Source organism: Polycladospora coralii (assembly GCF_014773435.2).
GTDB classification, from domain to species: Bacteria; Bacillota; Bacilli; order Thermoactinomycetales; family Thermoactinomycetaceae; genus Polycladospora; species Polycladospora coralii.
Window position 1 is genome coordinate 66739 of record NZ_JACXAG020000006.1, and the last position, 26655, is coordinate 93393.

The window sequence follows — 26655 nt, forward strand, 5'->3', positions numbered from 1 at the left end:
TATTTTCACGATGGATCTGAAACGTGGATCATTACTTTTCCTTTAGCACGTTTTGACTCTACATATTCAAGTCCTGCTTGAGCGTCCGCTAATGAGAAAGTACGATCAATATGGGGCTTGATTACACCATCTTCAACCCATTTTGTAATCATTTCCAGCTGCTTACCGTTTGGCTGCATAGCTAGAAAACGGTAAGTGGTATTGTTTTGCTTTGCGAGCTTATGCATTTTTCTAGAACCGAGTGAAATCAACATGCGCAGGATAAAACTAAGATCAAATACTTCTGCTAATTCTTTGGTAGGAGGTCCGGAAACGGATACAACTTTACCACCAGCTTTGAGCACTTGGAATGAACGCTCCAGGGATTCCTTGCCTAAGGTATCGAACACAGCATCATAGCCTGATATAACATCTTCAAATTTCTGCTTTTTATAGTTAATAATCAGGTCTGCTCCCATTTCTTTAGCCAAGTCTGCACCTTTTTCACTTGTGGTTGTTGCGACATAAGCACCGATATGCTTAGCCAGTTGTATGGCAAATGTGCCCACTCCACCTGAACCAGCATGAATAAGGATTTTTTGCCCTTTTTGTAGTTGAAGGACGTCGTATAATGCCTGCACAGAAGTAAGACCTACTAACGGAAGTGAAGCCGCTTCTTCTATTGTTAGGTTTTTGGGTGTTAAAGCGATCTCGCTCTGATCTACCGCAATATATTCTGCAAATGTTCCTCCTTTCAGGGGGTGTGGGCGGCCATATACACGGTCGCCTATCTTGAATCGGGATACATTCTTACCCGTTTCAACAACTGTACCGGCAAAATCATTTCCCAGAATGAGCGGGAAGGTATGTTTAAGAGTCAAACGAAAATTTCCGTTCCTGAACAAAGCGTCTACAGGATTTACACTAGCGGCATGAATTTGTACTAAGACATCATCATCTTGTATAGTAGGTGTAGGTAGTTCGGTTAAACTTAGTTTTTGGTCTGCACCATATTTCGCAACGGTCATGGCTTTCATGTTACATCACTGCACCTTTCATCATTTTTTTATTTTCTAACTGCTGTACGCCTTTTAACAAGGGTGGCGCCTGATGCTAGAAGAAGGCAAATAAAGAGGAAATATAATTTCTTTATAAATAGAAAAAGAATACATAATTAAATCATGGATCTGTCGGATACATCCAGCGTAAACGAGAATTAAATAATTGTCAAATGATAATTGTTTTTTGATAGCTTTAATACTATAATAAAAGTGTGAGGTGGTTATGATGGATCTCCAAACCATCTTTAATAATTACTTAAAGCTTGTAAATGCATTTAATCTTTTTTCGGGTGATATTACACGTGGAATCGAATATGATATGACACCTAGTCAGTTTAATCTGCTCGAGTATGTAAAAATGAATCAACCTGTCATGGTGACTCAGGTTTGTCAATGTTTGGATATGTCCTTACCGAATGTGAGTCGCGAGTTGAAAAAAATACAAGATAAAGGGTTTATCGAAAAGAAAACCTCACATGAAGATCGAAGAAAAGTGTATATTCATCTCTCCGAATCGGGGGAGAAGTTTATGGAAAACTACCTCACGCATGTGAAAAGTAATTTTCTTCAACATATTGAAGGTGTTCCGGAGGAAGAATTAATCAAGATTAATGGAGCGATGGAGATATTGCAGTACAGCTTGCACTGTAAAAGTCATCATTCAAAATAAGGAGTGTATGAACATGCGTACTTTAACTGAAACATTGGAACAAGCTGTGGCACAAAGTATGAGCAAAATTCCAAAAGAGGTTTTAGAAGTCATGCAGCGTGCGACACACGAATTAGCTGATTCCGATATGGGAAAAGGATTAAAAGTAGGAGATTCTGCACCTGATTTCAAATTAAAAAATGCAGTGGGTAAAGAAGTCTCCCTATCCGATAAATTAAAAAATGGTTCTGTTGTGTTGGTCTTTTATCGCGGAGAATGGTGTCCTTACTGTAATCTCGAATTAAAAGCGTATCAAGAGTTAGCACCTGAATTTAAAGAAAAAGGTGTAGAAGTGATTGCGATTAGTCCAGAAACGCCAGACCATACTGTATCCATGCAACAAAAACATGATTTAACCTACGAAGTATTAAGTGATTCAACAAAGCAGGTGATAAAAGATTATCAATTGTTATTTGATCTGCCCGACTATCTTATTGAGGTATACGAAAAGTTTGGAATCGACTTAACTCAGTTTAATGCAAAAGAGAATGCATGGAGCTTACCTGTGCCAGCGACATACGTGATTAGTCAAGAGGGTAAAATAGCGTATGTAGAAGCGAACCCCGACTATACAAAACGATTGGAACCTAAAGAAGCACTTGAAACAGCAGTTAAAGTAAAACAGGCATAAAATAAAAAGCTAGTGCTTTGATGTATGGTATCGAAGCACTAGCTTTCTTGCTTTACAGACTGGGGATTTGCCAGTCGATTTCGGCACCACTAATTGACTGTAAGAATGTATTCGTTCTAGAAAAGGGACGACTACCAAAGAAACCGCGATGTGCTGAAAAAGGGCTGGGATGAGCCGATTCGATTATAAGATGATGTGGATGTGTAATCCACATCTTCTTTTCTTGCGCTTGTTTACCCCATAATAAAAAGACAATAGGCGCTTTTCGTTCATTTAAAATGCGAATCACTTTTTCTGTAAAGTTCTCCCACCCTATTTGCCGATGAGAATTAGGTGTATGCGCGCGCACAGTTAAGACGTTGTTTAGCATTAAGACCCCTTGCTCGGCCCAATGAAGGAGATAACCGTGATTGGGGATCGTGCAACCGATATCATGCTGTAACTCTTTATATATATTTTGAAGTGAGGGTGGAACTTTCACACCGGGCTTTACAGAAAAACTGAGACCGTGTGCTTGACCTGGACCATGGTAAGGGTCTTGACCAATGATGACGACTCTCGTCTCTTGCAAAGAAGTGAGTTGAAGGGCAGAAAAAATCTCCCATTGGTCGGGATAAATGGTATGCTCTTGATACTCTTTTTGTAAAAAACGACGTAGTTCTAAGTAATAAGGTTGGTGGAATTCGTCTTTTAAATAGTTGTTCCAGTCATTTTTTAAGATCGGCATATATAAACAATCTCCTATCCAGCAGAATGCGTTCGATGTTAAGTATACAAAAAGATGGCCCATCATTGAACCATAGTTGTGAATGTGAAAACCTTTGGATATGATCAATGTTGTATACAATTTATTTATTTCTTTATTGGAGCTGATGAGATGGATCAAACGACTGTCATCGGGATGATCGGTATTGGTGTAATGGGAAAAAGTATTGCGGGCCATTTACTAAGTAAGGGTTATCAAGTTCACGTTTATACGCGTACGAAAAGTAAAGCTGAAGATTTGATTACAAGAGGGGCGATTTGGAAAGATTCACCTAAAGAGATTGCGACAAGTGCAAATGTCATTTTTACGATGGTTGGTTATCCACAAGATGTAGCAGAAGTCTATCTGGGTAAAGAAGGCTTAATTGCCCATGTAGATCGCGGTACATACTTAGTGGATATGACGACATCTAAACCGTCACTTGCCAAAGAAATATATGAACAAGCATTAGCTAAACAAGTATTCGCTTTAGATGCCCCCGTATCAGGTGGAGATATCGGTGCACGGGAAGCGCGTCTTTCGATTATGGTGGGAGGGGATCGAGAAGTATTTGATCGCATAAAGCCATTATTCGAGTTGATCGGCACGCATATCATTTATCAGGGAGAAGCAGGAGCAGGACAACATACCAAAATGTGTAATCAAATTACAATTGCTTCCAATATGATCGGGGTTACGGAAGCACTAATCTATGCGGAACAAGCTGGTCTCAATCCCAAGCAAGTTCTTCAAAGTATTGAAACGGGTGCTGCTGGAAGTTGGTCGCTTAGTCAGTTGGGACCGCGTATGTTGAAGGGGGATTATGATCCTGGTTTTTATGTGAAACATTTCATTAAGGACATGGCGATTGCATTAGAAGCAGCAGAAGAAATGAAACTTACATTACCGGGACTTAAACTTGCTAAGCATATCTATGACCAATTGGTTGCTTTAGGAGAAGAAGAGAGTGGAACACAGGTATTATTTAAACATTTTATGAAAATAAATCCCCACTAAAAGTGGGGATCTCTTTATCCCCGGCGGAAATAACCCATTACGTCTACAGTCTCTGTAATATTTACAAACGCTTTAGGATCGGTGTCCTTGATCAATTTTTTAATTCCAGCTAGCTCATAACGAGAAATGATCATGAATAACACTTTTCTCTTCTCTTTTGTATAAGCGCCTTCACCATCTACAATGGTAATACCACGGACATATTTAGAAATGATGGCTTGTTTTAGGGTTTCGTCTTCATTGGTAATAATCATCAGGGTTAACTTAAGGTGATTGGTATGGATGGTGTCTACTACTTTGCCCATGACAAAGATGGCTACCATCGTTTTAAGGGCGATATCCCAGTTAAATAAGAAGCCTGATACGGCGACAACTACAGCATTCATGGCAAAGATTAAGTTGCCTAGCGGTAAGTCTTTCTTACGGGTGATTAAAAAGCCAATGATATCAAACCCACCTGTGGATGCACCATAGCGAAAAATAATTCCGGCACCGATTCCGCCGATGACACCTCCGAAGACGGTAGAAATAATGGGATCGGGTGATAATTGATACAGTGGGAGATAAACCATAGCAATTGATGTAACGGTTACGGAGAAAATAGTGCGAAACATGAAGCTTTGTCCTAACTTCATAAAACCGATAATGAGAAGTGGTAAGTTTAATACATAGTTGACTACCCCAGTGTTTAGAGGTGTTTTGAGTCCGATAATCATTGAAATACCGGTTACACCACTGGATAAAATGCTATGGGGGAGTAAAAATAAATTATAAGAAGCGGCTACGATGATGGAAGCCATGAAAATCGCGATCCAACGTACGAATGTGTTCAAGTTGATCACTCCAAAGCAATAGACTGATTAGTGAAGCAGACTACAGTATATCGAATTTTATATGTTTTACAATAGGGGAATGAAAAAATATTCTTTTTTGAGAAGATTTCAGTCTTGAGTGAAACCACTATAGATGATTCCATAAGCGAGTGGACGGGAAATGAAATCGAATGATGGGATATATGCATCTTGCTCATTCTCTTATATAATAGTGAAATAGAATTGAAAAAGTACATGTCTCATTAGGGGGATTTAAACTTTGGAAGGTGTTATAGGCACAATATTACAGCTAGGATTAGTCGTTTTTTTAGTGTTCTTAAATGGATTTTTTGTTGCGGCAGAATTTGCGATTGTTAAGGTGCGCGCGACTCAAATTGCGCAACTTGGAGATCGACGCGGCCGTATGGCAAAGCAAATCTTAAAAAATCTAGATGCTTATCTTTCTGCTACGCAATTAGGAATTACGCTGGCTTCACTTGGGCTGGGGTGGGTAGGAGAGCCTGTAATTTCCCACCTTCTTGAGCCGGTATTTCACTATCTGGGAATGCCAGCTTGGTTAAACAGTACAGTTTCGTTGGTAATCGCATTTTCACTTATAACCTTTATGCATATTGTGCTGGGAGAGATGGCCCCTAAATCGATCGCTATTCGTAAATCGGAGTCGACAACCCTATGGGTAGCCTTCCCGTTAGAAATATTTTATCGTATATTTAGACCGTTTATTTTCGTTCTGAATGGATCAGCCAATCGGATTTTAAAATGGTTTAAAATAGATTTGAATGAAAATCAGCATGCCCATACAGAAGAAGAGATACGTATGTTATTAGCACAAAGCCATCAGAGCGGCTATATTGATCAAACTGAACTTACCTTGTTTGATAGCGTGTTTGATTTTACGGAGCGGGTTGCACGTGAAGTCATGGTACCTCGTGTTAATATGGTTTGTATTTATGAAGACTGGCCCCTTCAACAAAATCTGGATTTAATGAAAAGCAACCATCATACCAGATTTCCACTGTGTGCAAAGGATAAAGATGATATTGTCGGTATTGTTCATATTCGCGATGTATACGAGAAAGTGATTGATGGTCAGGAAATTAATCTGAGAGAGCTGGCACGAGATGTCGTGATTGTACCGGAAACGATGGAAATAAAAGATACACTTCGTATCCTGCAAAAAAACCATCTGGGGATGGCTGTCGTTGTAGATGAATACGGGGGTACTTCAGGACTGGCTACTATTGAAGATATTATCGAAGAAATCTTTGGTGAGATTCAAGATGAATTTGATCAAGAGAAGCCCTTTTTTGAGCATAGTGAAGAAGGGACATCTGTCGATGCACATGCTTTAATTGATGAAGTAAATGAACATTTTAACTTAGATATGGAAGATCAAGATAATGATACGATCGGAGGCTGGCTATTCTCCCAACTTGAAAAAGCGCCACATATTGGAGATCAAGTCGTCTATGAAAAGTGGTTATTTACAGTACAAGAGGTAGATCAGTGGCGGATTCGCCGTATTTTAGTAACCCCTTATACAGCAGAAACAAAAGAACAACTTCCTTTATAGGAGGTTGTTTTTTGGTGACACTTTACGATCTCCTCGTGTAGAAGGTGAGGAAAATAGGATGAATGAGAGTTCATGATCTGTCCGATTCATCATTTGATGAATCGTAAGAGGCGCGATCTCAATTCCGTCTTGAGGGGATAATTCGATATATTTGCCTTCAACTTCGAGCGTGGCTGTTCCTGACAAAATATAAAAAAATTGTCGTGCGTTTGTATGATAATGCCGAACTTCTTTTGTGTGCGCGGGCATACGTTCTTCAATCACGCTAAAAGCAGGATGATCTGCAAGTAGCCATCCGTCACAATCTGTTCCCCATTTGTAGTGAGGGGCTATTTTTTTGTTCATTTTCAATCTAATCCACTCCATTTCCATTTCTACGATGAAATGTTCTAGCAAAGAATAGTTCGAAAATTGAGTCGTGTAGCATAATGATGTTGTTATAAGAGGAGGTGTAGTGATTTGTCCAGTTCATACCTAGATAAAGCTAATATGTACCGAATTTTAGCAGAGTATTATATGTATCGAGACCCTCAGCGCTATCAATATTACTATAGCAAATTTCAAAATAATAAAGAACGCTTTGTACAATCCTATGAAAAACAACGTGTCTCAAAAAAACAAACATCTCAGCAATTTGATGCAACTCGAAAAAGGGCATGGATTAAATTTTTACATGCTGCAAGTAATGCTCAGAACCAACGTATTGATATATTTGTAAATAATGAATTAGTGGAGGCTAATGTAAGGTATGGTGAGGCAACACGTTACGTTGAAATTGAGCGGGGAACATATCGTGTAACCGTATATCCGGCCGGTGAAAGAACGCAACCTTTAGTTGTAGCTAAATTTTTTGCTGATCCAGAACAAGCCTATATGCTGACACTTACGAATCCAGATCAGGGTACAAGGCAAATTTTGCAGTTTATCAATTATTATATAAGACCGATTCCGATCATGCGAATGGCAAAAGTTAGATTTATTCATTTAGCTAGCGGTTTTCCAGCTGTAGATATTCAGACGGGTACTGGTACGCCTATATTTAAAAATATTGTATATGAGGATGCATCAAACTATCGCTCACTTCAGCCCGATTTATATGACTTAGTTGTATATCAAGCAGGTACGAATGAAAAAATAGCTTCTTTTCCTCGTGTTCGATTAGACTCAGAGCAGGTGATTACAATTGTTGCACTAAAAGTAAATGATCAATTACAAATCATCTTGATTGAGGATTTATTAAAAATCTAATGGATCATAAGGCTCGTAATATCTCCAGTGCGTGGGAGGGGCAATCCAATTTAAGCGGTCAGTAAAATTGAATGAAAAACTGGGTGCGAGTTGAATGGGACCAAGTGGATTCACTACAACACCAAAAGAACCATATGGACCGAAGTAAGGTACTACTGGACTTAGTGGTCCGATTGGTCCCACTTGAAACAAATCATATTGATTCATCATTTGATCGACTCCAATCCTACATATCCCTTTTCATCTATTATAAGCAAAGAGGTTTGTACTGGTGAAGGGAATAAAATACAAAACTGATGAAAATGGAAAATTATGAAAATTAAATCACTATATATAAATGAATAAACTTTCCAGTAATATTAATAAATATGTAAATAAAGAAATAAGAGAGTATATTAAAGTTAAAAATAAGATATTTTCATGACTTTTTGGATTTTCCTAAATTAAGATGTTATACTCTATATACAAGCGTGAATGCTTATTTTGCACCTCTTTATTTGTAAAAAATGGGATATAGGTTTAAACTTGTATAGTTTTTGGGGATTATATATAACAACAGATTTTTTTTGATTAATAACAGATGTTGGAATACCTTTCCTGTTATATATAAGAAGTAAATTGATGCGTGTTAAAATTAGTGGAGGGAGTACAACTTATATTTAGGGAGATAGATAGCTACTCCATTCTCCTTTAAGGAGATTGGGTCCTCTTATTTTAAATCATGTACAAGCCATTTTTTATAAAGCCACTTTAGCTATTTGCCAGTATTCGTTAACTAACCCACAAATGGGAGTAATATGGGAAAAATTACAATCCATAAAATTCCTATTTTAATCTATATATTTCTTTAACATATTTAAAAAAAATAGTAAAATAGGTTTAAGAAGAATTTAAGAAAGGGATGAAAGTCAATGAATGTACTGGAAATGAATGAAATTGGTAAATTTATCCGTAAAACACGTAAAGAAAGAGGACTTCGACTAGAGGATCTCTCTGATGATCATATCTCAACTGCTACAATAAGTAACATTGAACGTGGAGTCCCACATGTAAATAAAGATAAAGTCTTGTATTTGATGGGTAAGCTTGATTTAGATATAAGTGAAATTCCAGACATGCTAGAAAAAGATAGTGAGAGCTTAGAAAGTATGCAGGTGAAGTTTGCTGCAGTTGAGGCATTGGTCAACTTGGGGAGAACACAAAAGGCGCTATCGCTCCTCAATAAGATATCAGATGAATCATTATCTCGCCACCAAGCGACTGTACATCTTTTGAAAGGTAAGTGTCATTTGCAAAATAAAGATTTTCGAAAAGGAGAGAGGGAACTAGGGGAAGCCATTCGTCTAGCCTATCAAGATCCATATGCACCAAAAGCAAACCTAGAAGCAGAGAGTTATTATTTTTTAGCCTTCTGTCGCTCTGTACAAAAGAACTGGGAGCAAGCACTTTCGTATATTGAAAAAGGCTTGGATGCAGTGCAAGTTAATGAGGGAGAACATGCCCAGATACGGTATAACTTGCTGAATGCTCAGGTTGTATATTTAGAAAAATTAGGCAGAACAGATGAAGCATTACATCAGCTCCTTCTTCTATGGGAAGATATCGATATCATTTCTAGTAAACAAGTGATATTGGAGATGTATGGATTGCGAGCGGAGTTACTAGTGAGCTTAAATATGTATCAAGATGCGGTTCGCTATGCACGAGAAGGCGTACAGCTATCAGTAAACTCAAACTACTACGATGAAATGTTTAAGCTATGGTCTGTTTTAGGGCGTGCTTACTTAGATACTGCACAGTATGATGATGCAAGTACTTGCTATGAGTTCTTGCTTGAATTAGGTGATCAAGTTGAAGATCGTAATGAAGTTGTGAAAACCTACTTCTCTTTAGGTGAACTACTGATGGAGAAAGGTGAAGTGACGGAAGCCAAAAATATTCTCAAACAGGCGTTAGACTTATCTGAGAAATACTATGATGTAGCACTACAGGCTCAAGCACATCTACTGATGGGGCGTCTGATGAAGAGAATGAGCCATATGATTGATGCCATTCAATATTTCCAACGTTCGATACAACTAGCAGAGAAAGCCAAAAGATTTGATTTAGCTTATCGTAGTCAATTTGAGCTGGCTGGATGCTATGAAATTACAGGGGATCAAGCGGAGTTCAATATGACAACTGCAGCGATGTATAAAACAAAAAAACAATTGGTAGAGCAATCAGGATCTTAATCAAGGAATAGGCTGTTCTGATGATGCCCATGATACATTGTGATCATATGGGCATTTTTATTTTTTAGGAGGGAATCAAATGATTGAAGTACGTAGATTAAGATCAGATGATGATCGGAAATATTTGGACTATATTATTCGTAATCGTACATTTATGAAACCGTATGAACCGGTAAGGCCAGATGAGTATTATACACGAGATGGACAAAAAAAACGGTTGGTAGAAGCGGAAGAACAATGGGAAAAAGATGAGAAATATAGTTTTGGCATTTTTTTAGATGATCGTCAATTACTGATTGGAAATATTAATTTAAGTAACATTGCAAGGGGGGCTTTTCAAAATTGTACGATTGGCTATTCTTTAGATCAAGCATACAATCGCAAAGGTTTTATGACGACCGCAGTAAAAAAAGTAGCTCAACTTGCCTTCCGTGAACTTCACTTACATCGAATTGAAGCGGCTGTAAAATTAGATAATATCGCATCTTGTCGAGTACTAGAAAAAGTTGGATTTTCCTTTATTGGCATTTCTCACTACCATCTCCAAATTAATGGCGTATGGCAAGATCACAAAATATATGCATTAACTGTAGAGCAAAGTGGTGTGTTAACAAAATAAGATTTCAAACTAGAAGTAGGCTCGTCATATGGGAAGGGTTAATTAACTAACTTTGGATAGCTAGTTTGAAGAGAGAATAGATTCTTTCTGAAAATGTGCATGATTATGAAGTTGCACTAACCTATACAGAAAAAAATGATTATAGGAAACGTTAAAAATCGTATAGATTTACTGTGCAGATAGCGTATTCCAATCTATCTTTTTTCAGTTTTATCTTGTAATTGTCCATATGTGAAATTGAATAAATATAAATTTTTTTCTTTCAGTATGTTTGAGTTTAGTATATAATGGCTTTATCCAAAAACATATTTCTTCTTATTTCAATTAATAAGATGTAATAGTCTTCAGTTGATTTAAGGATGATTGTGTTTTGGATAGGTAGGCTGTTTATTGTAAGCGGTTTCAATTGCGCGGATTTGAAACCGCTTACACCTTGTTGGATTATTCTTAAGAAGAGTGGAGTGGGGATATGCTTTTACGGAAGATAGCAATTGGATTTACCTGTATGACAGTGGCTGTAGGTTCATTGATGATCACAAATACGCGTGCTTCGGCTGAATCGACTGAAACTTTAAACGAGAAAAATGATTCTCCTATCGTTTTAGTGCACGGTCTTTCAGGATGGGGTCGTGATGAGATGTTTGGTTATAAATATTGGGGTGGATTGCGTGATATTGAGTCTGACTTGAAAAATGATGGAAAAACGGTATTTTCTGCTGCGGTAGGGCCGTTGTCTAGTAACTGGGATCGTGCAGTAGAGTTATATGCGCAAATTAAAGGTGGGCGTGTCGATTATGGCGAAGCGCACTCAAAGGAACATAATCATGCTCGTTTTGGAAGAACATACGAAGGCTTTTATCCGGAGTGGGGAGAAATTGACCCGAATACAGGTAAGGAAAACAAGGTGCACTTTATTGGTCACAGTATGGGTGGCCAAACCATTCGTGTGCTTGATCAATTAATTGAAAGCGGTTACAAAGAAGAGCGAGATATGACGCCAGCTAATGAATTATCTCCCCTATTCGCTAATGAAGATCGAGGGTTAGTACATAGTATAACCACAATCACAACCCCGCACGATGGTTCGCCTTATGTATACGCTGTCGATAATATGGTTCCTTTTGTGCAACAAATGGTTGCACTTGCGGCATCTGTAACGGGTCGTAAGGATGAACCACATTACGATTTTAAAATGGATCAGTGGGGATTAAAACGAGAAGCTGGTGAATCATTAGTGAGCTACATAAATCGAGTGAAAAATAGCTCACTTTGGAAAATGTCAAAAGATACAGGAGAATGGGATTTATCGCCTGAAGGAGCAAAAGAATTAAATGACTGGGTGAAAGCACGACCAGATGTATATTATTTCTCAGTGAGTGCATCCAATACGTACAGAGGCTTTTTAGGTTACCATTTACCAAGACCAACTATGAATCCAGCATTACTTAATTCTTCTTACTATATTGGAAGATATAAACAAAGTGGAAATAATGGTCTTGTAAATGTTACGAGTAGCTGGTGGGAAAATGATGGGATTGTACCGGTTGCATCTATGGATGCGCCTCAATCAGAGCGAGTAGTATCATTTAATGGAACGGCACGAGCAGGAATGTGGAACCACTTAGAGACATTAAACCGCTATGACCATCTGGATGTTGTTGGTCACGGACTTTCTGATATGCGCAGTTGGTATCGTAACTTAAGTGATCAACTGTCTTCACTTCCCAACTAAATGAAGTAAATAAATGATAAACATTGCTCGACACCTCCATATTTGAGATGTCGAGCAATCACCGATTTCAGGGGATCGGCGCTTTATACATCCTGTAAAATCAGGAGAAACCTGATTTGGATTAGCCATATGATTTATCGTCGTTAAATCATATGGCTAATCCAAATCTTAACTATGTGGGGTTACGCTTAAAAGTTCACGATGAAAGGATATAGATTTGCACTACCTTAGGCTGTATTAAAATAAACAGGTTATACAAAAAATAGATAGAATAATTTGCATGTTTGTCCACTATTTTGTTCTTTTATGTTGTATAGTATTTAGTGATGTTTATTTTTGGATGGATTGCTAAGGGGGATTTTATACATTGGAATCATCAGGATTACTTATTTTTTTAATGCTCATTTCTTTCGTTTTAGGGACATTATATGTGAGAGAACGCTTAAAAGGAAAGTGAACACTTGAAAAATATAGGCTTTGCTCCAGTAAGTTAAAAAGCACGTGGATGATCCCACGTGCTTTTTAGATGGGCTAATTGCGGTAGCTAGAACTTTCTAAGGGGAATTTCTTGCGAGGGCCGTGCTCATGGTCATGAGGAGGGGGGAACATTTGCATCGGCCCATTCCCAGCTTGTGGTCCGGGATTTTGTGTCTTACGGTGATAAGTAGAATAGTATTTCATATACCAACGCATTACCTCGAGCTCATAACGTTGATGGAGCTTCATGCGTTGAAAAAGTTGCTTGAGTAAATCGGGGTCCATCATCTCTTGTGGATCATTTTTATTGACTGGCTGCTGATCGGTATTGTCGGTTTCGGACTTCTGCGGTAAACCACCAGGCATTGGAAGATTAGGCATTTGTGGCATTTGTGGCATTTGTGGCCATCCACCACCAGGCATTTGTGGCATTTGTGGCCATCCACCACCAGGCATTTGCGGCATTTGCGGAGATTGTCCGCCAGGCGTTTGAGGAAAGGGCCATCCAGGCATTTGCGGTAGTTCTCTTCCTGGTCTAGGTGGCATTTGGGGTTGTTGTCTGCGAGGTGGTTGGGGCCTACCTCCCCCAGGCATCTGTGGTGTTTGCGGAGGTTGTGGATAAGGCCATCCAGGCATTTGTGGATATGGATATCCTTGTTGTTGCTGGGTATACGGAATAGGTTCAGGTAATTTCATGGGAGGTCTTGCATGATGATTTGGCTTTTTCTCCATGGTTTCACTCCTTTTATGCGCTGTCACCATTTATCCTATGAAATGGGTAAATAACTGGTTACAATAGACAAGTTAATCGGGATGAGCAATTGATGAAAGTGAATCTAACCCTTGGTGGCTAGAAAGGAATAAGGTATAATAGTGGAAGTCTCGGGCTAACTGATAGGGAGTCGAGAGGAGTGTATAAATGAAGGTATTAAAAATAACACCTCGAGGATATTGTTACGGCGTAGTGGATGCAATGGTTCTGGCGAGGCAAGCTGCTAAAAATTTAGATCTGCCACGTCCCATATATATATTGGGTATGATTGTCCATAATCGACATGTGGTTGAGGCATTTGAAGATGAGGATATTATTACACTTGACGGTGAAAATCGGCTTGAATTATTGGAGCAAGTAAACGAAGGAACTGTCATTTTTACTGCTCATGGGGTCTCACCAGAGGTTCGTGAACGAGCGCGTGCGCGTGGTTTGACGATAGTGGATGCTACTTGTCCAGATGTTACACGTACACATGATTTAATACGTGAAAAAGTGAAAAATGGATATGAAGTGATTTATATAGGTAAAAGCGGTCATCCCGAACCGGAAGGTGCCGTGGGTGTAGCGCCGGGTAAGGTTCATTTGGTTGAAAAAGAATTGGATGTAGAGCAATTACAGGTAGAAACAGATCGTTTACTTGTAACCAATCAGACGACGATGAGTCAATGGGATACGCGTCAACTCATGAAAAAAGTGAGTGATCGCTTTCCATCGGTGGAAATTCATAATGAGATTTGTTTAGCTACACAAGAGCGTCAGGAAGCTGTAGCTGAACAAGCCAAAGAGACAGATTTAGTGATTGTGGTTGGAGACCCGAGAAGCAATAACTCTAATCGGTTGGCACAAGTTTCTATGGATATTGCTGGGGTGGAAGCGCACCGTATTTCAGATATTACAGAGCTATCCACGGACTGGCTAATGGGTAAAAAAGTAGTAGGTGTCACAGCGGGAGCATCAACGCCTACCCCGATTACACGTGAGGTTATTCAGTTTATTGAACAATTTGATGAGCAGCATCCTCATACATGGGAATTGAAGCGCACAGTCAATATGAAAAAAATACTACCCCCTGTAAGAAAAAAAAGAGTGAACGAATAGCGGATCGTAGTATTCAAGGCGAAGGATATCCTTCGCCTTGTTTTGTATTGTTTTTTGGTACAATTCAGTAAATTTTATGGAGCAGAAGCTGCTTTCTTACCATCTCGTATGGCCATAAAATCATAGCATTGATTCATGGATCCTCGAAATTCGACATGGTGGTCCTTTTTCATCGGATTGTACCAGGCGAAGTAATTGTCTTCATGTATAATGGATGAGGGTAGTTTTTCTGAATCGCGAACGACATAGTACACGGTAGTATGCACCTCCTTTTAACAGTATGCCTAGGTTTGTTTATTCTTAACCATCGAAACATGAAAAAAAGCCTACTCATTTTACTGAGCGGCTTCATTATCTACCAGAATGAGGGAAGAGAGCGGAATCGCACACGTTTCGTTAGAACCCTCCCATTTTCCCCAAGCCATAACACCATTTAAATAGAGAACATGGAAAAGATGAGATGAATCTTCAACCGCATAGCGTTTATTTAATGTAATGGATTGTGGATCTACTAAGTAAGAGCGAGCGATGCGCAGTTGTTGCGTAAGCACAGATTCCTGAAAGTCGTGTCCATTCTCTTTGGTCTTTGTTAAATCGTGTTTTAACTGCTTAATCTCTTCTAAAAGTGTATGTCGATCCATTTTGCTATAAGATTTCATAACTGGCTCCATTCTACTGTTTGAATATGAGAGTAATTTTATCAGAAACGGAAAAGGAAAACATCGTTTGTTTTTCATCGAAGATTTCTTTATTTGTTCACCTTTAATTTGGGTATATAAAAGAATAGATATAGCAAACGAAAGGAGAAAAAGAGATGGCTGTTATTTTTTTGTTTATCGATGGAGTGGGCTTGGGGGATGAAAACGAACATAATCCTTGGTATATATATGAAACGCCCGGTATTAACCAGATATTAAATGGAAAATCTTTAACGCATCAAGCAGTGGGTCAATACGGGCATGATACTGTACTTAGCGCACTTGATGCTACTTTAGGTGTGTCTGAATTACCCCAAAGTGCAACGGGTCAGGCTACCATTTTTACGGGTCGAAATGCACCGGAAGCGATGGGCATGCATATGAATGGTTTGCCGAATCGTGAACTACGCGCGTGGGTCGAACGGGATAACCTATATACGCAATTCTCACAGAGAAAATGGTCGGCTACTTTTGCGAATGCGTATACGACTGAGTTTAACAAAAGAGCGGCAACCCAAGAAGGACGTATTTCGGTATCAACGGCAGCCATCCTTTCGAGCGGCTCACCCCTGCGCTATCTGCCGGATCTGCAACGAGGTGAAGCTGTTTTTCATGATCTGACGAGAAGGACATTAAAGCGTTTTATTCCTGATATGAAGGAGGTTACGCCCGAATTAGCTGCCCAGCATCTCTGGCATATCTCTTCTGTTTATGATATGGTAGTCCATGAGTTTTTCCTAAGTGACCGTGCGGGACATTCACAAGATCCTGAATTGGTGAAATGGGTCATTCATCATTATGATCGTTTTTTAGCAGAATTGGTTCGTGTGAAAAAAGATGAGGATACGATTGTATTGGTTAGTGATCATGGGAATAGCGAAGATTTGCGTGTTCCAACACACACTTATAATGAAGTGCCACTACTCTTGATCGGTGATATTGAAGCGCTATTCTCGCTAACTCACTTATCAGATCTAACCCATGTGAAGCCATTATTGCACGCTTTGGTTGCGAGGAAAAAAGAGTCAATCATTTGATGAAGTAGGAGTGGGTGTTCTATGACAAAGCGCTATGTTCCTCAAATTCGTGAAGCGCACATTCCAGAAGATGGTGTTTGGGCAGAAATAGATGCGTCGCCGGTGCTCATTTTATCTATCCCAGAATGGTCAGCTATCATTAATGAGCATACTAAAGGGTTTAAATATGTCTGGATGTTTGATCGAACCGAAGATGGATACATATTTTGCTTTCATTTAGAGAGTGGGATTGAAAAAGCGATTGCATTTCCTAAGGAGCACGCTGGCATATTATTGATGAATGATTATACCAACAGTTCCTTTGCCATTATTATTACAGATCAAGAATTAAAAGATATCAGTGATGAGGCTACTGGCCTTCTCTTGCGAGACGTGTACCTAAAAAGACATCCACATGCAGGTTGGTAAAAGACCTATAAAAAAAGACACACATCTTCTCCTACAAACGAAAACGTGCGTCTTAAATCAGAATCTTATACATCGTCAATATCATATCGAAATCCATCATAGATGGCATCGTCAAAGTCTGTTTGACTTTGTTCATCCTGTAACCGATTTAATAGCTTTTTGTATTCATCTGCTCGCGCATAGGAAGGCTCAGTTTCAAGTACTTTTTTTAGTGCTAAAATGACAAGCCCGCGTTCTCTTTCTGATAATTGCACGTAAGGCCCTCCTCTGATCGCATGATATAACTAATCTCTACCCATATCCTACCCACACACGGACAATGTTACACCTTCATGAGTGATAAATGATTGATTTGACTACAACTCAAAAATATTCTTCTGGCTTATCAATTATGTATGGCAGATCATATTTTTTCTTACAAGGAAAATATGAAGTTTTATTTGTATTCTTTTAGGGAAACGTAAGAAGGGGAGTTAGATGCCCCTTAATAAACAAATGGGGGTTTGGAATTTACACATGATGACAAAACAAGTAGTACCTACAAGTGTATCTTATGAGTTGGATGAGTATAATAGTCGGATTAAATTAATTCAGTATAGCAAAGACAGCATTGAGTCTTTAGTCGATCACCTAGAGCAATTAGCTAATGATAATGATCTCAGTAAAGTAATGATCTATGCGGATCCCGAGGATATCTCAATCTTTGAAAAGCTAGGCTTTGAATTAGAAGGCGAAATTAGCGGTTTTTTTGATGGAGATCCAGCTTGTGTATTATCACGTTTTTTAAATAATGGCCGTTCGATTCAGAAGGATGAAGCTAAAAAAGATGAGATTGTAGAAATGGCCGAAAACGCAGATACGCTATCTGAACCACCAGCCTTGGAGCCAGGTTACGCTATGAGATGTGCTACGATGGACGATGCAGAGGCACTTGCTCGCATCTATGATCAAGTTTTTAAAACTTATCCGACACCGATGCATGATCCAGCATATGTAAAAAAATGTATGGAAAATGATGTTTACTTTACGGTTGTAACCTATAATGGAGAAGTGATTAGTACAGCATCCGCTGATATTTTTACGAATTATAATAGCGCGGAGATTACAGATTGCGCGACACTACCCGAGCATCGTGGAAAAGGGTTACTCAGTTGCATTATATTTGATCTTGAACAAAGAATGCGAGAAAAAGGTGTGCCCAATCTATTTTCTCTGACACGAGCGGTTTCAACTGGAATGAATATGGTGATTTCCAAGTTAGGCTTTGAATACAAAGGCAGATTAATCCAAAATAGTCAAATTGGTGGTACGTTTGAGGATATGAATATCTGGATTAAAAACATTAAATAATCGCTATACAAAAGGTCGGATACTTTTATCCGACCTTTTGTATAGCGTGATCAACTTATTAGATGTACTTCTTTGGCAAGATTTCATGAAATTGGTGTGATTTTGGTGTTGATGTCGGTAAAATAATATGATAAGTTAAACATTGTGACATTGAGCTGGTAGGATCCAAGGTTCACTTAAAGGGTTGGGACCTCACTGGACTAACCTTCCCCCGTGGTGAACAAGTTGATCTTAGCGAAGTTTGGCTCACACCAACTTTTAGCTAGGAAGGGGGCCGAAAGGGATGGAATATTCGACTTTCGGAAGACATGTAGCGATGGATGCATGGGGTGTAGATTTTGACCAACTAAATGATTTGAATCATTTAGAAAGCCATTTGAGAAAAGCAGCACAGGCTTGTGGTGCCACTGTATTATCTGTTCAAGCGGAGAAGTTTGATCCGCAAGGGGTAACGGTTTTAGTCATGTTGTCAGAAAGTCATCTCTCGATTCACACCTACCCTGAGAAAGGGTTTGCTGCATTGGATTGTTACACTTGTGGGACCACAGTAGATCCTCAAGTAGCGATCGACTACATGATGGATATTTTAAAACCAGCTAGAGCATACTCAAAAGTGCTTCGCCGTGGCGTTGGACCGATAGAGATTATGGAAACCGAATCGAATGTAAATGAAGAACAAGCAATAAAAGCCATTATCTAATACAGTCATAAATCACAATCCCTTCAAGATGCTGAAGGGATTTTCCTATTTTAGTGGTACATACAATAGCGGAGCCAAGACCTTGTCTGATCGACAGACGCCTGGTTTGCTAGGATACGGATTTAAATATATAGACGTGCTTGAGCGGATTGCGTTAATATTTAGTTAGGAAAAAGTTGAAGTTATCTTAAAAAAGAAAGCAGGTTGAAAAGTGGAACAAACCTTACATGCATTTAAAAAGAGATTACAAGAGATTGCCCATGTTCAATCAGCCATGATGATGTTAGAGTGGGACCAAAGTACATATATGCCTCCAGCTGCAGCAGAAGCTCGTGGTGCGCAACTCTCTACACTAGGTAAAATTGTTCACCAGTTATCAACAGATGACCGTTTCGGAAAATGGATTGAGGAGTTGACACCATATCGTGAGTCACTCCCTTATGATTCAGATGATGCGGCACTAATACGTCATGCAAAACGCGATTATGAAAGATCTAGTCGTGTATCAGAAGATTATGTTTCCCGTTCATTAAAAAACGCGTCGGAAACTTATAATGCGTGGGTTGCCGCTAGAAAAGCAGATAACTTTAAATTGGTTGAATCACAATTAGAGAAAACATTAGATTTGAGCCGTGAATACGCTTCTTTCTTCCCATATGAACATATTGCGGATCCATTAATTGATCGCAGTGATTTTGGCATGAAAGCGACGACGATCCAAAGTATCTTCAAGGAACTGAGAGATGGTCTTGTTCCGTTGGTAGAAGAAGTAACAGCACAATCACCGATTGATGCAAGTAGTGTACTACAACATTTTCCCAAAAATGAGCAGATTCAATTTGGAGAAAGTGTGATTAAACAACTTGGCTTTGACTTTAATCGTGGGCGTCAAGACTTTGCGCCACATCCGTTTATGATTAAATTTGCGCATGGAGATATTCGTATTACCACGAGAGTGAAAGAGCATGATTTTACCGAAGCTTTTTTTAGTACTGTACATGAAACGGGACATGCATTATATGAATTGGGGATCGATCCTAATTATGAAGGTACACCGCTTCACTCTGGGACTTCAATGAGTGTGCATGAGAGTCAATCCCGTTTATGGGAAAATATTGTGGGGAGAAGTCGTGGCTTCTGGAAACACTTCTATCCGCAACTACAAACGGCATTCCCAACACAGCTAAGTAAAACCTCCTTAGAATCATTTTATCGGGCGGTTAACCGTGTGGAGCGTTCTTTAATTCGAACGGATGCGGATGAGTTAACCTATAATTTACATGTTATTATTCGTTTTGATTTGGAATTAGCGATGTTGGAAGGAAAACTTAGTGTGAAAGATCTACCAGAAGCATGGCGTAGTCGTTACCAGAGCGACCTCGGTATTTCTTCACCAACAGATAAAGATGGCGTTCTCCAAGATATTCACTGGTATATGGATTCTATTGGTGGAAGTTTTCAAGGATATGCGCTCGGAAATATTTTAAGTGTACAATTTTTTGATGCAGCCGTCCAAGCACATCCTGAAATTATGGCGCAAATAGAGAAAGGTGAGTTTTCTACCTTGCATAGCTGGTTAAAACAAAATATTTATCAGTTTGGTAGTAAATATACAGCTGATGAGATCATCAAAAAAGCAACTGGGAAAGAGATGACCATCGCCCCCTATTTAAACTACTTGGACCAAAAATATCGCGATATTTACTTGACTGGAAAGTAAAAATAGGTACCCTCATGGTTTGTTTTCTCCAAATCGTGAGGGTGTTTCTCACTAAAGAGGGTTTTGCTAGTAGAGTGGGCATGCTATACTCAAAATAGAAATGTAAACTATCATAAATAATCAGTTTACATTTAGATGGCTGACGATAAAATGGAAAATCATGAAAGTCAACACGCTTGACATTAGAGGGGTGAAGAGATGGCAGACACTTATGAATCCTTACTCGCCAAAAATAAGAAATATCTATGGAATCCATTCACACAAATGAAGGAATATTTAAAAGAGGATCCCATTATTATCGAGCGTGGTCAAGGTGTAAAACTGATTGATGTAAATGGAAGGGAATATTATGATGGAAATGCATCCGTATGGTTAAATCCGCACGGGCATAATCATCCTCATCTCAATCAAGCGATTGAGATTCAGTTACAAAAAATTGCCCACTCTACCCTACTTGGTATGAGTAATGTACCTGCTATTTTATTAGCGGAGAAGTTAGTTCAATTATCTCCTAAAAATTTGCAAAAGGTGTTTTTTTCGGATAGTGGTGCAGAAGCTGTGGAGATTGCACTAAAAATGGCCTACTTATATTGGCAGCATCGCAATCGACCGGAAAAAAACACCTTTATCAGTATGAAAAATGCCTATCATGGTGATACGGTAGGCGCGGTTAGCGTAGGCGGGATGGATCTCTTTCATGCCTCATTTGAACGTATGTTGTTTAAGAGTGAAAAAGTCCCTTATCCCTATCCATATCGCTTTGCAGGGACGGCTGAGGCGTGTAAACAAGAGAGTATACAAGCATTAGAAGAGAAGCTTAAGTCATCTGCTGATCAAATTGCAGGCTTAATTGTAGAGCCGATGGTACAAGGTGCAGGTGGAATGATCATGATGCCACCAGGGTATTTGACAGAGGTAGCACGCTTATGCCGTCAATATGAAGTGCTTTTGATCGTAGATGAAGTAGCAACTGGATTCGGACGAACAGGCAAGATGTTTGCATGCGAACATGAAAACATTCAGCCAGATTTACTTACTGTAGGAAAGAAGTTGACGGGAGGGTATTTACCAGTAGCCGCAACGATAACCACAGACGAGATTTATGAAGCATTTTACGGTGATTTCGCTGAAGTCAAAACTTTCTTCCATGGTCACTCCTATACGGGAAATCAATTAGGTTGTGCAGTTGCACTTGCCAATTTTGAACTTTATGAGCAAGAAGATTTGATATCGAAGGTGCAAGAACGTAGTTTACAATTAACTGATTTGCTTATGCCATTCCAGGAACTATCACATGTAGGGGAAGTAAGACAATTGGGATTAATGGTTGGGATTGAACTTGTAAAAGATAAGCAGACAAAAGCGACATATGCATATGAAGAGGCGATTGGGGCAACTGTTTGTAAGCGTGCGCGTGAACTGGGGCTGTTCACACGACCGCTTGATCACGTGATTACCTTTATGCCACCACTCGTGGTAACGCAAACAGAGTTACATGACATGACTACAATCTTATATCAAGCGATTGTAGATGTGACAGAATGAGCAAGACTAAAAGAGGAATGTTCGTCACAGGAACGGGAACGGATATTGGGAAAACTGTGATCACAGCAGGTCTTTCAGCTGCGTTGCGTGAGCGTGGCTTAAATATTGGTGTCATGAAACCGGTTCAAAGTGGATTTAATTCTACCGATCCAAGTAGCGATGCGATGCGTCTGCGTGCATGGGGAGGGAGTAAGCAATCTATTGATTCGATTGTGACCTATAGCTATGAAACACCAGTTGCTCCTGGTTTAGCTGCTAGGCTTGCGAATGAAACAATCCAACAAGATAAAATATTGGCTCATTTGAAAACGCTTACGAATCAATATGAGATGGTGATGGTAGAGGGTGCAGGTGGCCTACTGGTACCTTTAGGGGAGAACTGGACTATAGCCGATCTGGCTCAGTCAATGGGTTTTCCGTTACTCATCGTGGCGTCGGCTACGCTCGGTACCGTAAACCATACCCTCCTTACGATTCACTATGCAAGGCAATTAGGACTTCATCCAATCGGCGTGATCTTAAATGGCTTACGAGATGGGGAAAAAGATCCGAGTATCTCTCATAATGCATCATATATTGAATCATTTGGGCAAGTTCCTGTATTGGGAACAGTCCCTTGGGTTGATAAAGAAATTGGATATGCGCTACTCCAGCAAGTGATTACGGAACATATCGATATGGATCACCTACTTCGTTTACTACCTGAGGAGGATGTAAAATGAGTCAAGAGGGTATCACAGTAGGAATTTCTTATTGGGAACAGTTAGCGGATCGTGCTTTAGCGGGTGAAGTTTTGACATTGGCGGAGGGATTGTCCGTTCTGGAGGCAGATGATCAGGAGTTGCTTCCAATCCTGCAAGCTGCTTTTCGTGTGCGTAAGCATTACTACGGAAAAAAAGTGAAACTAAATATGATCATTAACGCTAAAAGTGGTTACTGTCCTGAAGATTGTGGCTATTGTTCGCAATCGATCGTATCAGAGGCACCAATTGAAAAATATTCCTTTTTACAAAAAGATACCTTAATTAAAGGTGCAGTGGAAGCGAAAGAACGAAAAGCGGGTACCTACTGTATTGTAGCAAGTGGTCGTGGTCCAACGCCTCGGGAAGTAGATGAAGTTGTAGAGGCGGTCAAAGTGATTAAAGAAGAACTAAATATGAAAGTGTGTGCCTGTCTTGGTATTTTGAAAGAAGAACAAGCGACACGTTTAAAAGAAGCGGGAGTAGATCGATACAATCACAACCTAAATACAAGCGCTGAACATTATGAAAATATCACACAATCACATACATATGATGATCGTGTCTCAACAGTAAATATGGCCAAAAAGGCAGGCATGTCTCCCTGTTCAGGTTGCATTGTGGGTATGGGAGAGAGTAAGGAAGAAGTGGTGAAAATTGCTTATGCCTTACGTGACTTGGATGCAGATTCAATTCCAGTAAACTTTTTAAACGCCATTGAAGGTACGCCACTTGAAAACATGGACGAGCTTGATCCGCGATATTGTTTAAAGGTATTAGCACTCTTTCGTTTGATATGTCCAACCAAAGAGATTCGTGTATCAGGAGGGCGTGAAGTTAATTTGCGACATCTCCAACCCCTCGCGCTCTACCCTGCAAATGCCATTTTTGTGGGAGATTATTTGACCACAGAGGGACAAACGGCGATGATTGATCATCAAATGATAGCCGATCTCGGTTTTGAGATTGAAGAGGTTGCGGTATAGATGTGGGAAGATTGGCTCCAGCACGCACATGAAAAACGCGAAGAAAAATACCTACAACGAACCTTAACGGTTACAGATGATGCTGTGAAGCCGGTCGTGAGGCGTAATGGAAAGCGTTTAATTAATTTCTCCTCTAATAATTATTTGGGATTGGCTGATCATCCGGACATTAAAAAAAAGATGATAGCGGCTGTCGACCAAGGAGCAGGGGCCACTTCCTCTCGGCTCATCATTGGTCATGGATCGGAAATCGAACAATTAGAGCAAGAGGTCGCTCACTTTCATGGGAAAGAGGCGGCGCTAGTCATCGCAAATGGATATATGGCGAATCTAGGTGTTTTATCCACTTTATTAAGCCCACAAGATGCTGTTTTTAGTGACCAATATAATCATGCCAGTATTGTAGATGGTATTCGCTTAAGTGGTGCTAAATCGTTTCGTTATCGTCATCTGAATATGGATCACCTCGAAAAAATGCTAAAACGTGCGCAAGCAAAAGGTTATCAAAAAAAGCTCATTATTACAGATACGGTATTTAGCATGGACGGTGATTGGGCGCCACTAAACGATCTCATCATGCTAAAAAGGAAATACGATGCTGCCTTGGTGGTTGATGAAGCACATGGTGTTGGTGTGTGGGGCTTGCAAGGACAAGGCTTAGCCCATCATTTAGGTACCATACAAGAGATTGATCTCTTGCTTGGTACCTTTAGTAAAGCATTCGGTGTATACGGAGCTTATGTTGCGGGCAGTAAGTTGTGGATCGATTACTTGGTGAATCAGATGCGATCCTTGATCTATACGACGGGCTTGCCCCCTACCGTCATAGCCGGAATTCGCGCAGCACTCGAGCAAGTTCAAGCAGGTACGATCTTACGTAGCAAGCTTCATTCACATTATCAATATTTTCATGCACAATTACGGCGCATCGGTTTTCATACGGGCTTAAGTCAAACACAAATTATCCCGATTTACATCGGTGAAAATCAGCAGGCACTTCAACTAAGTCACCAACTATTTGAGCGGGGCATTTTGGCGGTGCCTATCCGTCCACCAACTGTACCTGTGGGAGAAGCACGCCTTCGCTTTTCATTGATGGCTTCCCATGAGCATGATCATCTTACGTATACCCTTGATTTACTGGAGGAGTTATGGAAAAAGAAGTAGTAGTATGGATCACAGGCTGGTCCTTACCTGATCGTTTTTGGCACGATTATGCGAAGAGCTTGCCTGAATATGATCATGTTTTCTTATCTGGAGAAGGTTGTCAAAATGAGATGGACATTTATCAAAGAGCTGAATCTCTAATCCACATCATAAACAAGCGTCGCATATATATTGTAGGTTGGTCTTTAGGCGCGATGTTAGGTTTGCATCTAGCGACAAGATTTTCTAATCACATTCAAAAACTTTTTCTAATCAACGCCTCCGGATGCTTTGTTAAAAGTGAACAAAACCCTGAGGGCTGGGATAAACGTATTTTGAGACGGATGATTCGGAAGTTGAATCAGAATCCTGAGTTTGTATTGCGAGCGTTTGATCAGCAGATGTTTACCACAAATGAAATGAGTCAAGGGCTGCTCCGTTCATTCCAAGACCAGTATCGTACAGGTGAATGGGATTGTGATGCATTAACAGCGGGCTTGCGCTTCCTGTTGCATTTTTCTATTTATCCTGATCTGGGACAAGTGACGAGCCAAGTATGGATGTGGATGAGTGAGCAGGATCAAATATGTTCACCGCAAGAAGGACGACGATTGGCAAGTCTTGTATCACAATGCAAGCTTTATAGTGACGATAAGCAAGGACATGCCGTTCCTTGGACTGCACCAGCCCGTATACGAGACTGGCTAGTGAAAGGGATGCAAGATCATGATTAACAAAATACACGTTGCAAAACAATTTAATCGTGCTGTTCCTTCCTATGAAGAGCACGCGGTTGTTCAAAAACAAATGGCTAGTGATTTAATTAACGGATTACAGCAAGAGCAAATCACCCCTCGCAAAATTCTCGAAATTGGCTGTGGAACAGGTGTGATGACTGAAATGTTGGTACGCGCTTTCCCACTGGCGCAGATTACGGCACTTGATTTAGCCGATCAAATGATTGCTGAAGCGAAATGTAAACCAGCATTAAGAGATGTTACGTTTATTACTGCAGATGCTGAGCAGTGGGCTGGAAACGAAACAGAGTATGATGTGATCCTATCTAATGCGACGATACAATGGTTTACCCAACCCACTGAAACGTTGAAAAAGTGGAAGGCATGGCTTAGTCCCGTGGGAAAGCTTATGCTTACTACTTTTGGAGAGAAAACTTTTCAAGAATTACATGCTTGTTTTCAGCAAGTGGAGGCATCATTCAATTTAAAACCGCAAACACATGGGCTTTTGTTACACTCGCTTACAAATTGGCAGGAAATATGCAAAGAAGCCGGTTTTCAAAACATTGACAGTGAAGAAACATGCATACGATTAAATTATTTAGATAGTAGAGATTTTTTACAGTCGATTAAAGATACAGGTGCTAGCTACAGTCAATCTAAAGAGGGGATGGGGATTAGCTTTAAAGTGCTGGCACGCGTGATGCGTCTATATAATGAACAATATCGTACACGAGATGGCGTTTATGCCACATATCACACGCTCCGCTTTATTGTCCATAAATAGTTTGAAATATGCTAAGATAATAGAACGTATTTAAAGAGAGGGAGATTTGGGGTGTAGTATTTTCCATTTT

General features: G+C 39.8%; 30 protein-coding genes. 20 read left to right on the forward strand and 10 right to left on the reverse strand.

Translation table 11 applies throughout. The annotated features are described in order from the left end of the window. Nucleotides 1-5 precede the first annotated feature (5 nt). Nucleotides 6-1016: an NADP-dependent oxidoreductase gene (locus tag IC619_RS12490; RefSeq protein ID WP_191140488.1), complete on the reverse strand. Its 1011-nt coding sequence runs from the start codon at nt 1014-1016 to the stop codon at nt 6-8. Nucleotides 1017-1045: 29 nt separating this feature from the next. Further along, nucleotides 1046-1147 carry a sortase B protein-sorting domain-containing protein gene (locus tag IC619_RS17380; RefSeq protein ID WP_191140556.1) on the reverse strand — a complete coding sequence of 34 codons (102 nt, stop codon included), beginning with the start codon at nt 1145-1147 and terminating at the stop codon, nt 1046-1048. A 116-nt stretch (nt 1148-1263) separates the two neighbouring features. Here IC619_RS17380 and IC619_RS12500 point away from each other — a divergent pair, with 116 nt between their 5' ends. Together IC619_RS12500 and IC619_RS12505 are read left to right on the forward strand one after the other, a co-directional pair. After that, complete coding sequence (locus tag IC619_RS12500) at nt 1264-1710, forward strand: MarR family winged helix-turn-helix transcriptional regulator (protein ID WP_191140487.1); 447 nt, start codon at nt 1264-1266, stop codon at nt 1708-1710. Nucleotides 1711-1723: 13 nt separating this feature from the next. Then, on the forward strand, nt 1724-2380 hold the full coding sequence (locus IC619_RS12505; protein WP_191140486.1) for a peroxiredoxin-like family protein: 657 nt from the start codon (nt 1724-1726) through the stop codon (nt 2378-2380). Between the two features lie 52 nt (nt 2381-2432). Here IC619_RS12505 and IC619_RS12510 read toward each other — a convergent pair whose 3' ends face one another. After that, nucleotides 2433-3107, reverse strand: a complete 675-nt coding sequence (locus tag IC619_RS12510; RefSeq protein WP_191140485.1) for a uracil-DNA glycosylase — start codon at nt 3105-3107, stop codon at nt 2433-2435. Between the two features lie 150 nt (nt 3108-3257). Between IC619_RS12510 and IC619_RS12515 the strand changes: the two genes are divergently transcribed. After that, a complete protein-coding gene (locus tag IC619_RS12515; RefSeq protein ID WP_191140484.1) occupies nt 3258-4142 on the forward strand; it encodes an NAD(P)-dependent oxidoreductase in 885 nt (294 codons plus the stop codon). Between the two features lie 14 nt (nt 4143-4156). On the opposite strand, the gene IC619_RS12520 is transcribed toward IC619_RS12515, so the two are convergent. Beyond that, nucleotides 4157-4942, reverse strand: coding sequence for a YitT family protein (locus tag IC619_RS12520; RefSeq protein ID WP_191140555.1), 786 nt, complete (start codon nt 4940-4942; stop codon nt 4157-4159). 292 nt (nt 4943-5234) lie between these two features. Between IC619_RS12520 and IC619_RS12525 the strand changes: the two genes are divergently transcribed. Further along, the gene (locus tag IC619_RS12525) at nt 5235-6548 is read left to right on the forward strand and encodes a hemolysin family protein (RefSeq protein WP_224749668.1); all 1314 of its coding nucleotides are present in this window, start codon (nt 5235-5237) and stop codon (nt 6546-6548) included. Here the strand turns inward: IC619_RS12525 and IC619_RS12530 are convergent. Continuing rightward, on the reverse strand, nt 6543-6899 hold the full coding sequence (locus tag IC619_RS12530) for a cupin domain-containing protein (RefSeq protein ID WP_191140483.1): 357 nt from the start codon (nt 6897-6899) through the stop codon (nt 6543-6545). The two genes, IC619_RS12525 and IC619_RS12530, sit on opposite strands and share 6 nt — an antisense overlap. Nucleotides 6900-7007: 108 nt before the next feature. On the opposite strand from IC619_RS12530, the gene IC619_RS12535 reads away from it, so the two are divergent. Further along, nucleotides 7008-7796 carry a DUF4397 domain-containing protein gene (locus tag IC619_RS12535; RefSeq protein ID WP_191140482.1) on the forward strand — a complete coding sequence of 263 codons (789 nt, stop codon included), beginning with the start codon at nt 7008-7010 and terminating at the stop codon, nt 7794-7796. Here IC619_RS12535 and IC619_RS12540 read toward each other — a convergent pair. Beyond that, entirely contained in the window at nt 7785-8006 is a 222-nt protein-coding gene (locus IC619_RS12540; protein WP_191140481.1) for a hypothetical protein, read from the reverse strand. The two genes, IC619_RS12535 and IC619_RS12540, sit on opposite strands and share 12 nt — an antisense overlap. 701 nt (nt 8007-8707) lie before the next feature. Here IC619_RS12540 and IC619_RS12545 point away from each other — a divergent pair. The 3 genes from IC619_RS12545 to IC619_RS12555 all read left to right on the forward strand — a co-directional run bounded on the left by IC619_RS12545 (nt 8708) and on the right by IC619_RS12555 (nt 12381). After that, nucleotides 8708-10030 (forward strand): tetratricopeptide repeat protein, encoded by a 1323-nt coding sequence (locus tag IC619_RS12545; protein WP_191140480.1) that lies wholly within the window; start codon nt 8708-8710, stop codon nt 10028-10030. A 79-nt stretch (nt 10031-10109) separates the two neighbouring features. Next, complete coding sequence (locus IC619_RS12550; protein ID WP_191140479.1) at nt 10110-10649, forward strand: GNAT family N-acetyltransferase; 540 nt, start codon at nt 10110-10112, stop codon at nt 10647-10649. 469 nt (nt 10650-11118) lie between these two features. After that, nucleotides 11119-12381, forward strand: a complete 1263-nt coding sequence (locus IC619_RS12555) for an esterase/lipase family protein (RefSeq protein ID WP_191140478.1) — start codon at nt 11119-11121, stop codon at nt 12379-12381. A gap of 531 nt (nt 12382-12912) precedes the next feature. On the opposite strand, the gene IC619_RS12560 is transcribed toward IC619_RS12555, so the two are convergent. After that, nucleotides 12913-13590 carry a hypothetical protein gene (locus tag IC619_RS12560; RefSeq protein ID WP_191140477.1) on the reverse strand — a complete coding sequence of 226 codons (678 nt, stop codon included), beginning with the start codon at nt 13588-13590 and terminating at the stop codon, nt 12913-12915. A gap of 187 nt (nt 13591-13777) precedes the next feature. Here IC619_RS12560 and IC619_RS12565 point away from each other — a divergent pair, with 187 nt between their 5' ends. Beyond that, complete coding sequence (locus tag IC619_RS12565; protein WP_191140476.1) at nt 13778-14731, forward strand: 4-hydroxy-3-methylbut-2-enyl diphosphate reductase; 954 nt, start codon at nt 13778-13780, stop codon at nt 14729-14731. A gap of 74 nt (nt 14732-14805) precedes the next feature. Here IC619_RS12565 and IC619_RS12570 read toward each other — a convergent pair whose 3' ends face one another. Continuing rightward, on the reverse strand, nt 14806-14985 hold the full coding sequence (locus IC619_RS12570; RefSeq protein WP_191140475.1) for a hypothetical protein: 180 nt from the start codon (nt 14983-14985) through the stop codon (nt 14806-14808). A gap of 81 nt (nt 14986-15066) precedes the next feature. Further along, a complete protein-coding gene (locus IC619_RS12575) occupies nt 15067-15390 on the reverse strand; it encodes a DUF1811 family protein (protein ID WP_191140474.1) in 324 nt (107 codons plus the stop codon). 155 nt (nt 15391-15545) lie between these two features. Between IC619_RS12575 and IC619_RS12580 the strand changes: the two genes are divergently transcribed. Both IC619_RS12580 and IC619_RS12585 read left to right on the forward strand, forming a co-directional pair. Beyond that, nucleotides 15546-16466 (forward strand): alkaline phosphatase family protein, encoded by a 921-nt coding sequence (locus IC619_RS12580; RefSeq protein WP_191140473.1) that lies wholly within the window; start codon nt 15546-15548, stop codon nt 16464-16466. A gap of 21 nt (nt 16467-16487) precedes the next feature. Next, complete coding sequence (locus tag IC619_RS12585; protein WP_191140472.1) at nt 16488-16874, forward strand: hypothetical protein; 387 nt, start codon at nt 16488-16490, stop codon at nt 16872-16874. Between the two features lie 65 nt (nt 16875-16939). On the opposite strand, the gene IC619_RS12590 is transcribed toward IC619_RS12585, so the two are convergent. After that, nucleotides 16940-17128 (reverse strand): hypothetical protein, encoded by a 189-nt coding sequence (locus IC619_RS12590; RefSeq protein ID WP_191140471.1) that lies wholly within the window; start codon nt 17126-17128, stop codon nt 16940-16942. Nucleotides 17129-17351: 223 nt separating this feature from the next. On the opposite strand from IC619_RS12590, the gene ablB reads away from it, so the two are divergent. The 9 genes from ablB (at nt 17352) to bioC (ending at nt 26585) form a co-directional block, all read left to right on the forward strand. After that, nucleotides 17352-18224 (forward strand): putative beta-lysine N-acetyltransferase, encoded by an 873-nt coding sequence (gene ablB / locus IC619_RS12595; RefSeq protein ID WP_191140470.1) that lies wholly within the window; start codon nt 17352-17354, stop codon nt 18222-18224. Between the two features lie 283 nt (nt 18225-18507). Beyond that, nucleotides 18508-18924, forward strand: a complete 417-nt coding sequence (gene speD, locus IC619_RS12600) for an adenosylmethionine decarboxylase (protein ID WP_191140469.1) — start codon at nt 18508-18510, stop codon at nt 18922-18924. A gap of 211 nt (nt 18925-19135) precedes the next feature. Further along, on the forward strand, nt 19136-20644 hold the full coding sequence (locus tag IC619_RS12605; RefSeq protein ID WP_191140468.1) for a carboxypeptidase M32: 1509 nt from the start codon (nt 19136-19138) through the stop codon (nt 20642-20644). 198 nt (nt 20645-20842) lie between these two features. Then, a complete protein-coding gene (gene bioA, locus IC619_RS12610; protein WP_191140467.1) occupies nt 20843-22189 on the forward strand; it encodes an adenosylmethionine--8-amino-7-oxononanoate transaminase in 1347 nt (448 codons plus the stop codon). Continuing rightward, complete coding sequence (bioD, locus tag IC619_RS12615) at nt 22186-22911, forward strand: dethiobiotin synthase (protein ID WP_191140466.1); 726 nt, start codon at nt 22186-22188, stop codon at nt 22909-22911. Before bioA ends, bioD begins: the two co-directional genes overlap by 4 nt. Then, on the forward strand, nt 22908-23915 hold the full coding sequence (bioB, locus tag IC619_RS12620) for a biotin synthase BioB (RefSeq protein ID WP_191140465.1): 1008 nt from the start codon (nt 22908-22910) through the stop codon (nt 23913-23915). The genes bioD and bioB overlap by 4 nt, the downstream gene beginning before the upstream one ends. Then, the gene (gene bioF, locus IC619_RS12625; protein WP_191140464.1) at nt 23916-25082 is read left to right on the forward strand and encodes an 8-amino-7-oxononanoate synthase; all 1167 of its coding nucleotides are present in this window, start codon (nt 23916-23918) and stop codon (nt 25080-25082) included. Beyond that, nucleotides 25067-25795: an alpha/beta fold hydrolase gene (locus IC619_RS12630; protein WP_191140463.1), complete on the forward strand. Its 729-nt coding sequence runs from the start codon at nt 25067-25069 to the stop codon at nt 25793-25795. The genes bioF and IC619_RS12630 overlap by 16 nt, the downstream gene beginning before the upstream one ends. Then, complete coding sequence (bioC, locus tag IC619_RS12635; protein WP_191140462.1) at nt 25788-26585, forward strand: malonyl-ACP O-methyltransferase BioC; 798 nt, start codon at nt 25788-25790, stop codon at nt 26583-26585. The genes IC619_RS12630 and bioC overlap by 8 nt, the downstream gene beginning before the upstream one ends. The last annotated feature ends 70 nt before the right edge of the window (nt 26586-26655 follow it).

Excerpts from the sequence above, each read along its gene's own strand:
- IC619_RS12545 (WP_191140480.1), top strand. The coding sequence starts at position 8,708 with ATGAATGTACTGGAAATGAATGAAATTGGTAAATTTATCCGTAAAACA.
- IC619_RS12565 (WP_191140476.1), top strand. The coding sequence starts at position 13,778 with ATGAAGGTATTAAAAATAACACCTCGAGGATATTGTTACGGCGTAGTG.
- IC619_RS12490 (WP_191140488.1), bottom strand. The coding sequence starts at position 1,016 with ATGAAAGCCATGACCGTTGCGAAATATGGTGCAGACCAAAAACTAAGT.
- bioB (WP_191140465.1), top strand. The coding sequence starts at position 22,908 with ATGAGTCAAGAGGGTATCACAGTAGGAATTTCTTATTGGGAACAGTTA.
- IC619_RS12520 (WP_191140555.1), bottom strand. The coding sequence starts at position 4,942 with ATGGCTTCCATCATCGTAGCCGCTTCTTATAATTTATTTTTACTCCCC.
- IC619_RS12555 (WP_191140478.1), top strand. The coding sequence starts at position 11,119 with ATGCTTTTACGGAAGATAGCAATTGGATTTACCTGTATGACAGTGGCT.
- IC619_RS12585 (WP_191140472.1), top strand. The coding sequence starts at position 16,488 with ATGACAAAGCGCTATGTTCCTCAAATTCGTGAAGCGCACATTCCAGAA.
- ablB (WP_191140470.1), top strand. The coding sequence starts at position 17,352 with ATGCCCCTTAATAAACAAATGGGGGTTTGGAATTTACACATGATGACA.
- bioC (WP_191140462.1), top strand. The coding sequence starts at position 25,788 with ATGATTAACAAAATACACGTTGCAAAACAATTTAATCGTGCTGTTCCT.
- IC619_RS12500 (WP_191140487.1), top strand. The coding sequence starts at position 1,264 with ATGATGGATCTCCAAACCATCTTTAATAATTACTTAAAGCTTGTAAAT.
- IC619_RS12540 (WP_191140481.1), bottom strand. The coding sequence starts at position 8,006 with ATGATGAATCAATATGATTTGTTTCAAGTGGGACCAATCGGACCACTA.
- IC619_RS12575 (WP_191140474.1), bottom strand. The coding sequence starts at position 15,390 with ATGAAATCTTATAGCAAAATGGATCGACATACACTTTTAGAAGAGATT.
- IC619_RS12510 (WP_191140485.1), bottom strand. The coding sequence starts at position 3,107 with ATGCCGATCTTAAAAAATGACTGGAACAACTATTTAAAAGACGAATTC.
- IC619_RS12515 (WP_191140484.1), top strand. The coding sequence starts at position 3,258 with ATGGATCAAACGACTGTCATCGGGATGATCGGTATTGGTGTAATGGGA.
- IC619_RS12550 (WP_191140479.1), top strand. The coding sequence starts at position 10,110 with ATGATTGAAGTACGTAGATTAAGATCAGATGATGATCGGAAATATTTG.
- IC619_RS12580 (WP_191140473.1), top strand. The coding sequence starts at position 15,546 with ATGGCTGTTATTTTTTTGTTTATCGATGGAGTGGGCTTGGGGGATGAA.
- speD (WP_191140469.1), top strand. The coding sequence starts at position 18,508 with ATGGAATATTCGACTTTCGGAAGACATGTAGCGATGGATGCATGGGGT.
- bioD (WP_191140466.1), top strand. The coding sequence starts at position 22,186 with ATGAGCAAGACTAAAAGAGGAATGTTCGTCACAGGAACGGGAACGGAT.
- bioA (WP_191140467.1), top strand. The coding sequence starts at position 20,843 with ATGGCAGACACTTATGAATCCTTACTCGCCAAAAATAAGAAATATCTA.
- IC619_RS12560 (WP_191140477.1), bottom strand. The coding sequence starts at position 13,590 with ATGGAGAAAAAGCCAAATCATCATGCAAGACCTCCCATGAAATTACCT.
- IC619_RS12505 (WP_191140486.1), top strand. The coding sequence starts at position 1,724 with ATGCGTACTTTAACTGAAACATTGGAACAAGCTGTGGCACAAAGTATG.
- bioF (WP_191140464.1), top strand. The coding sequence starts at position 23,916 with ATGTGGGAAGATTGGCTCCAGCACGCACATGAAAAACGCGAAGAAAAA.
- IC619_RS12630 (WP_191140463.1), top strand. The coding sequence starts at position 25,067 with ATGGAAAAAGAAGTAGTAGTATGGATCACAGGCTGGTCCTTACCTGAT.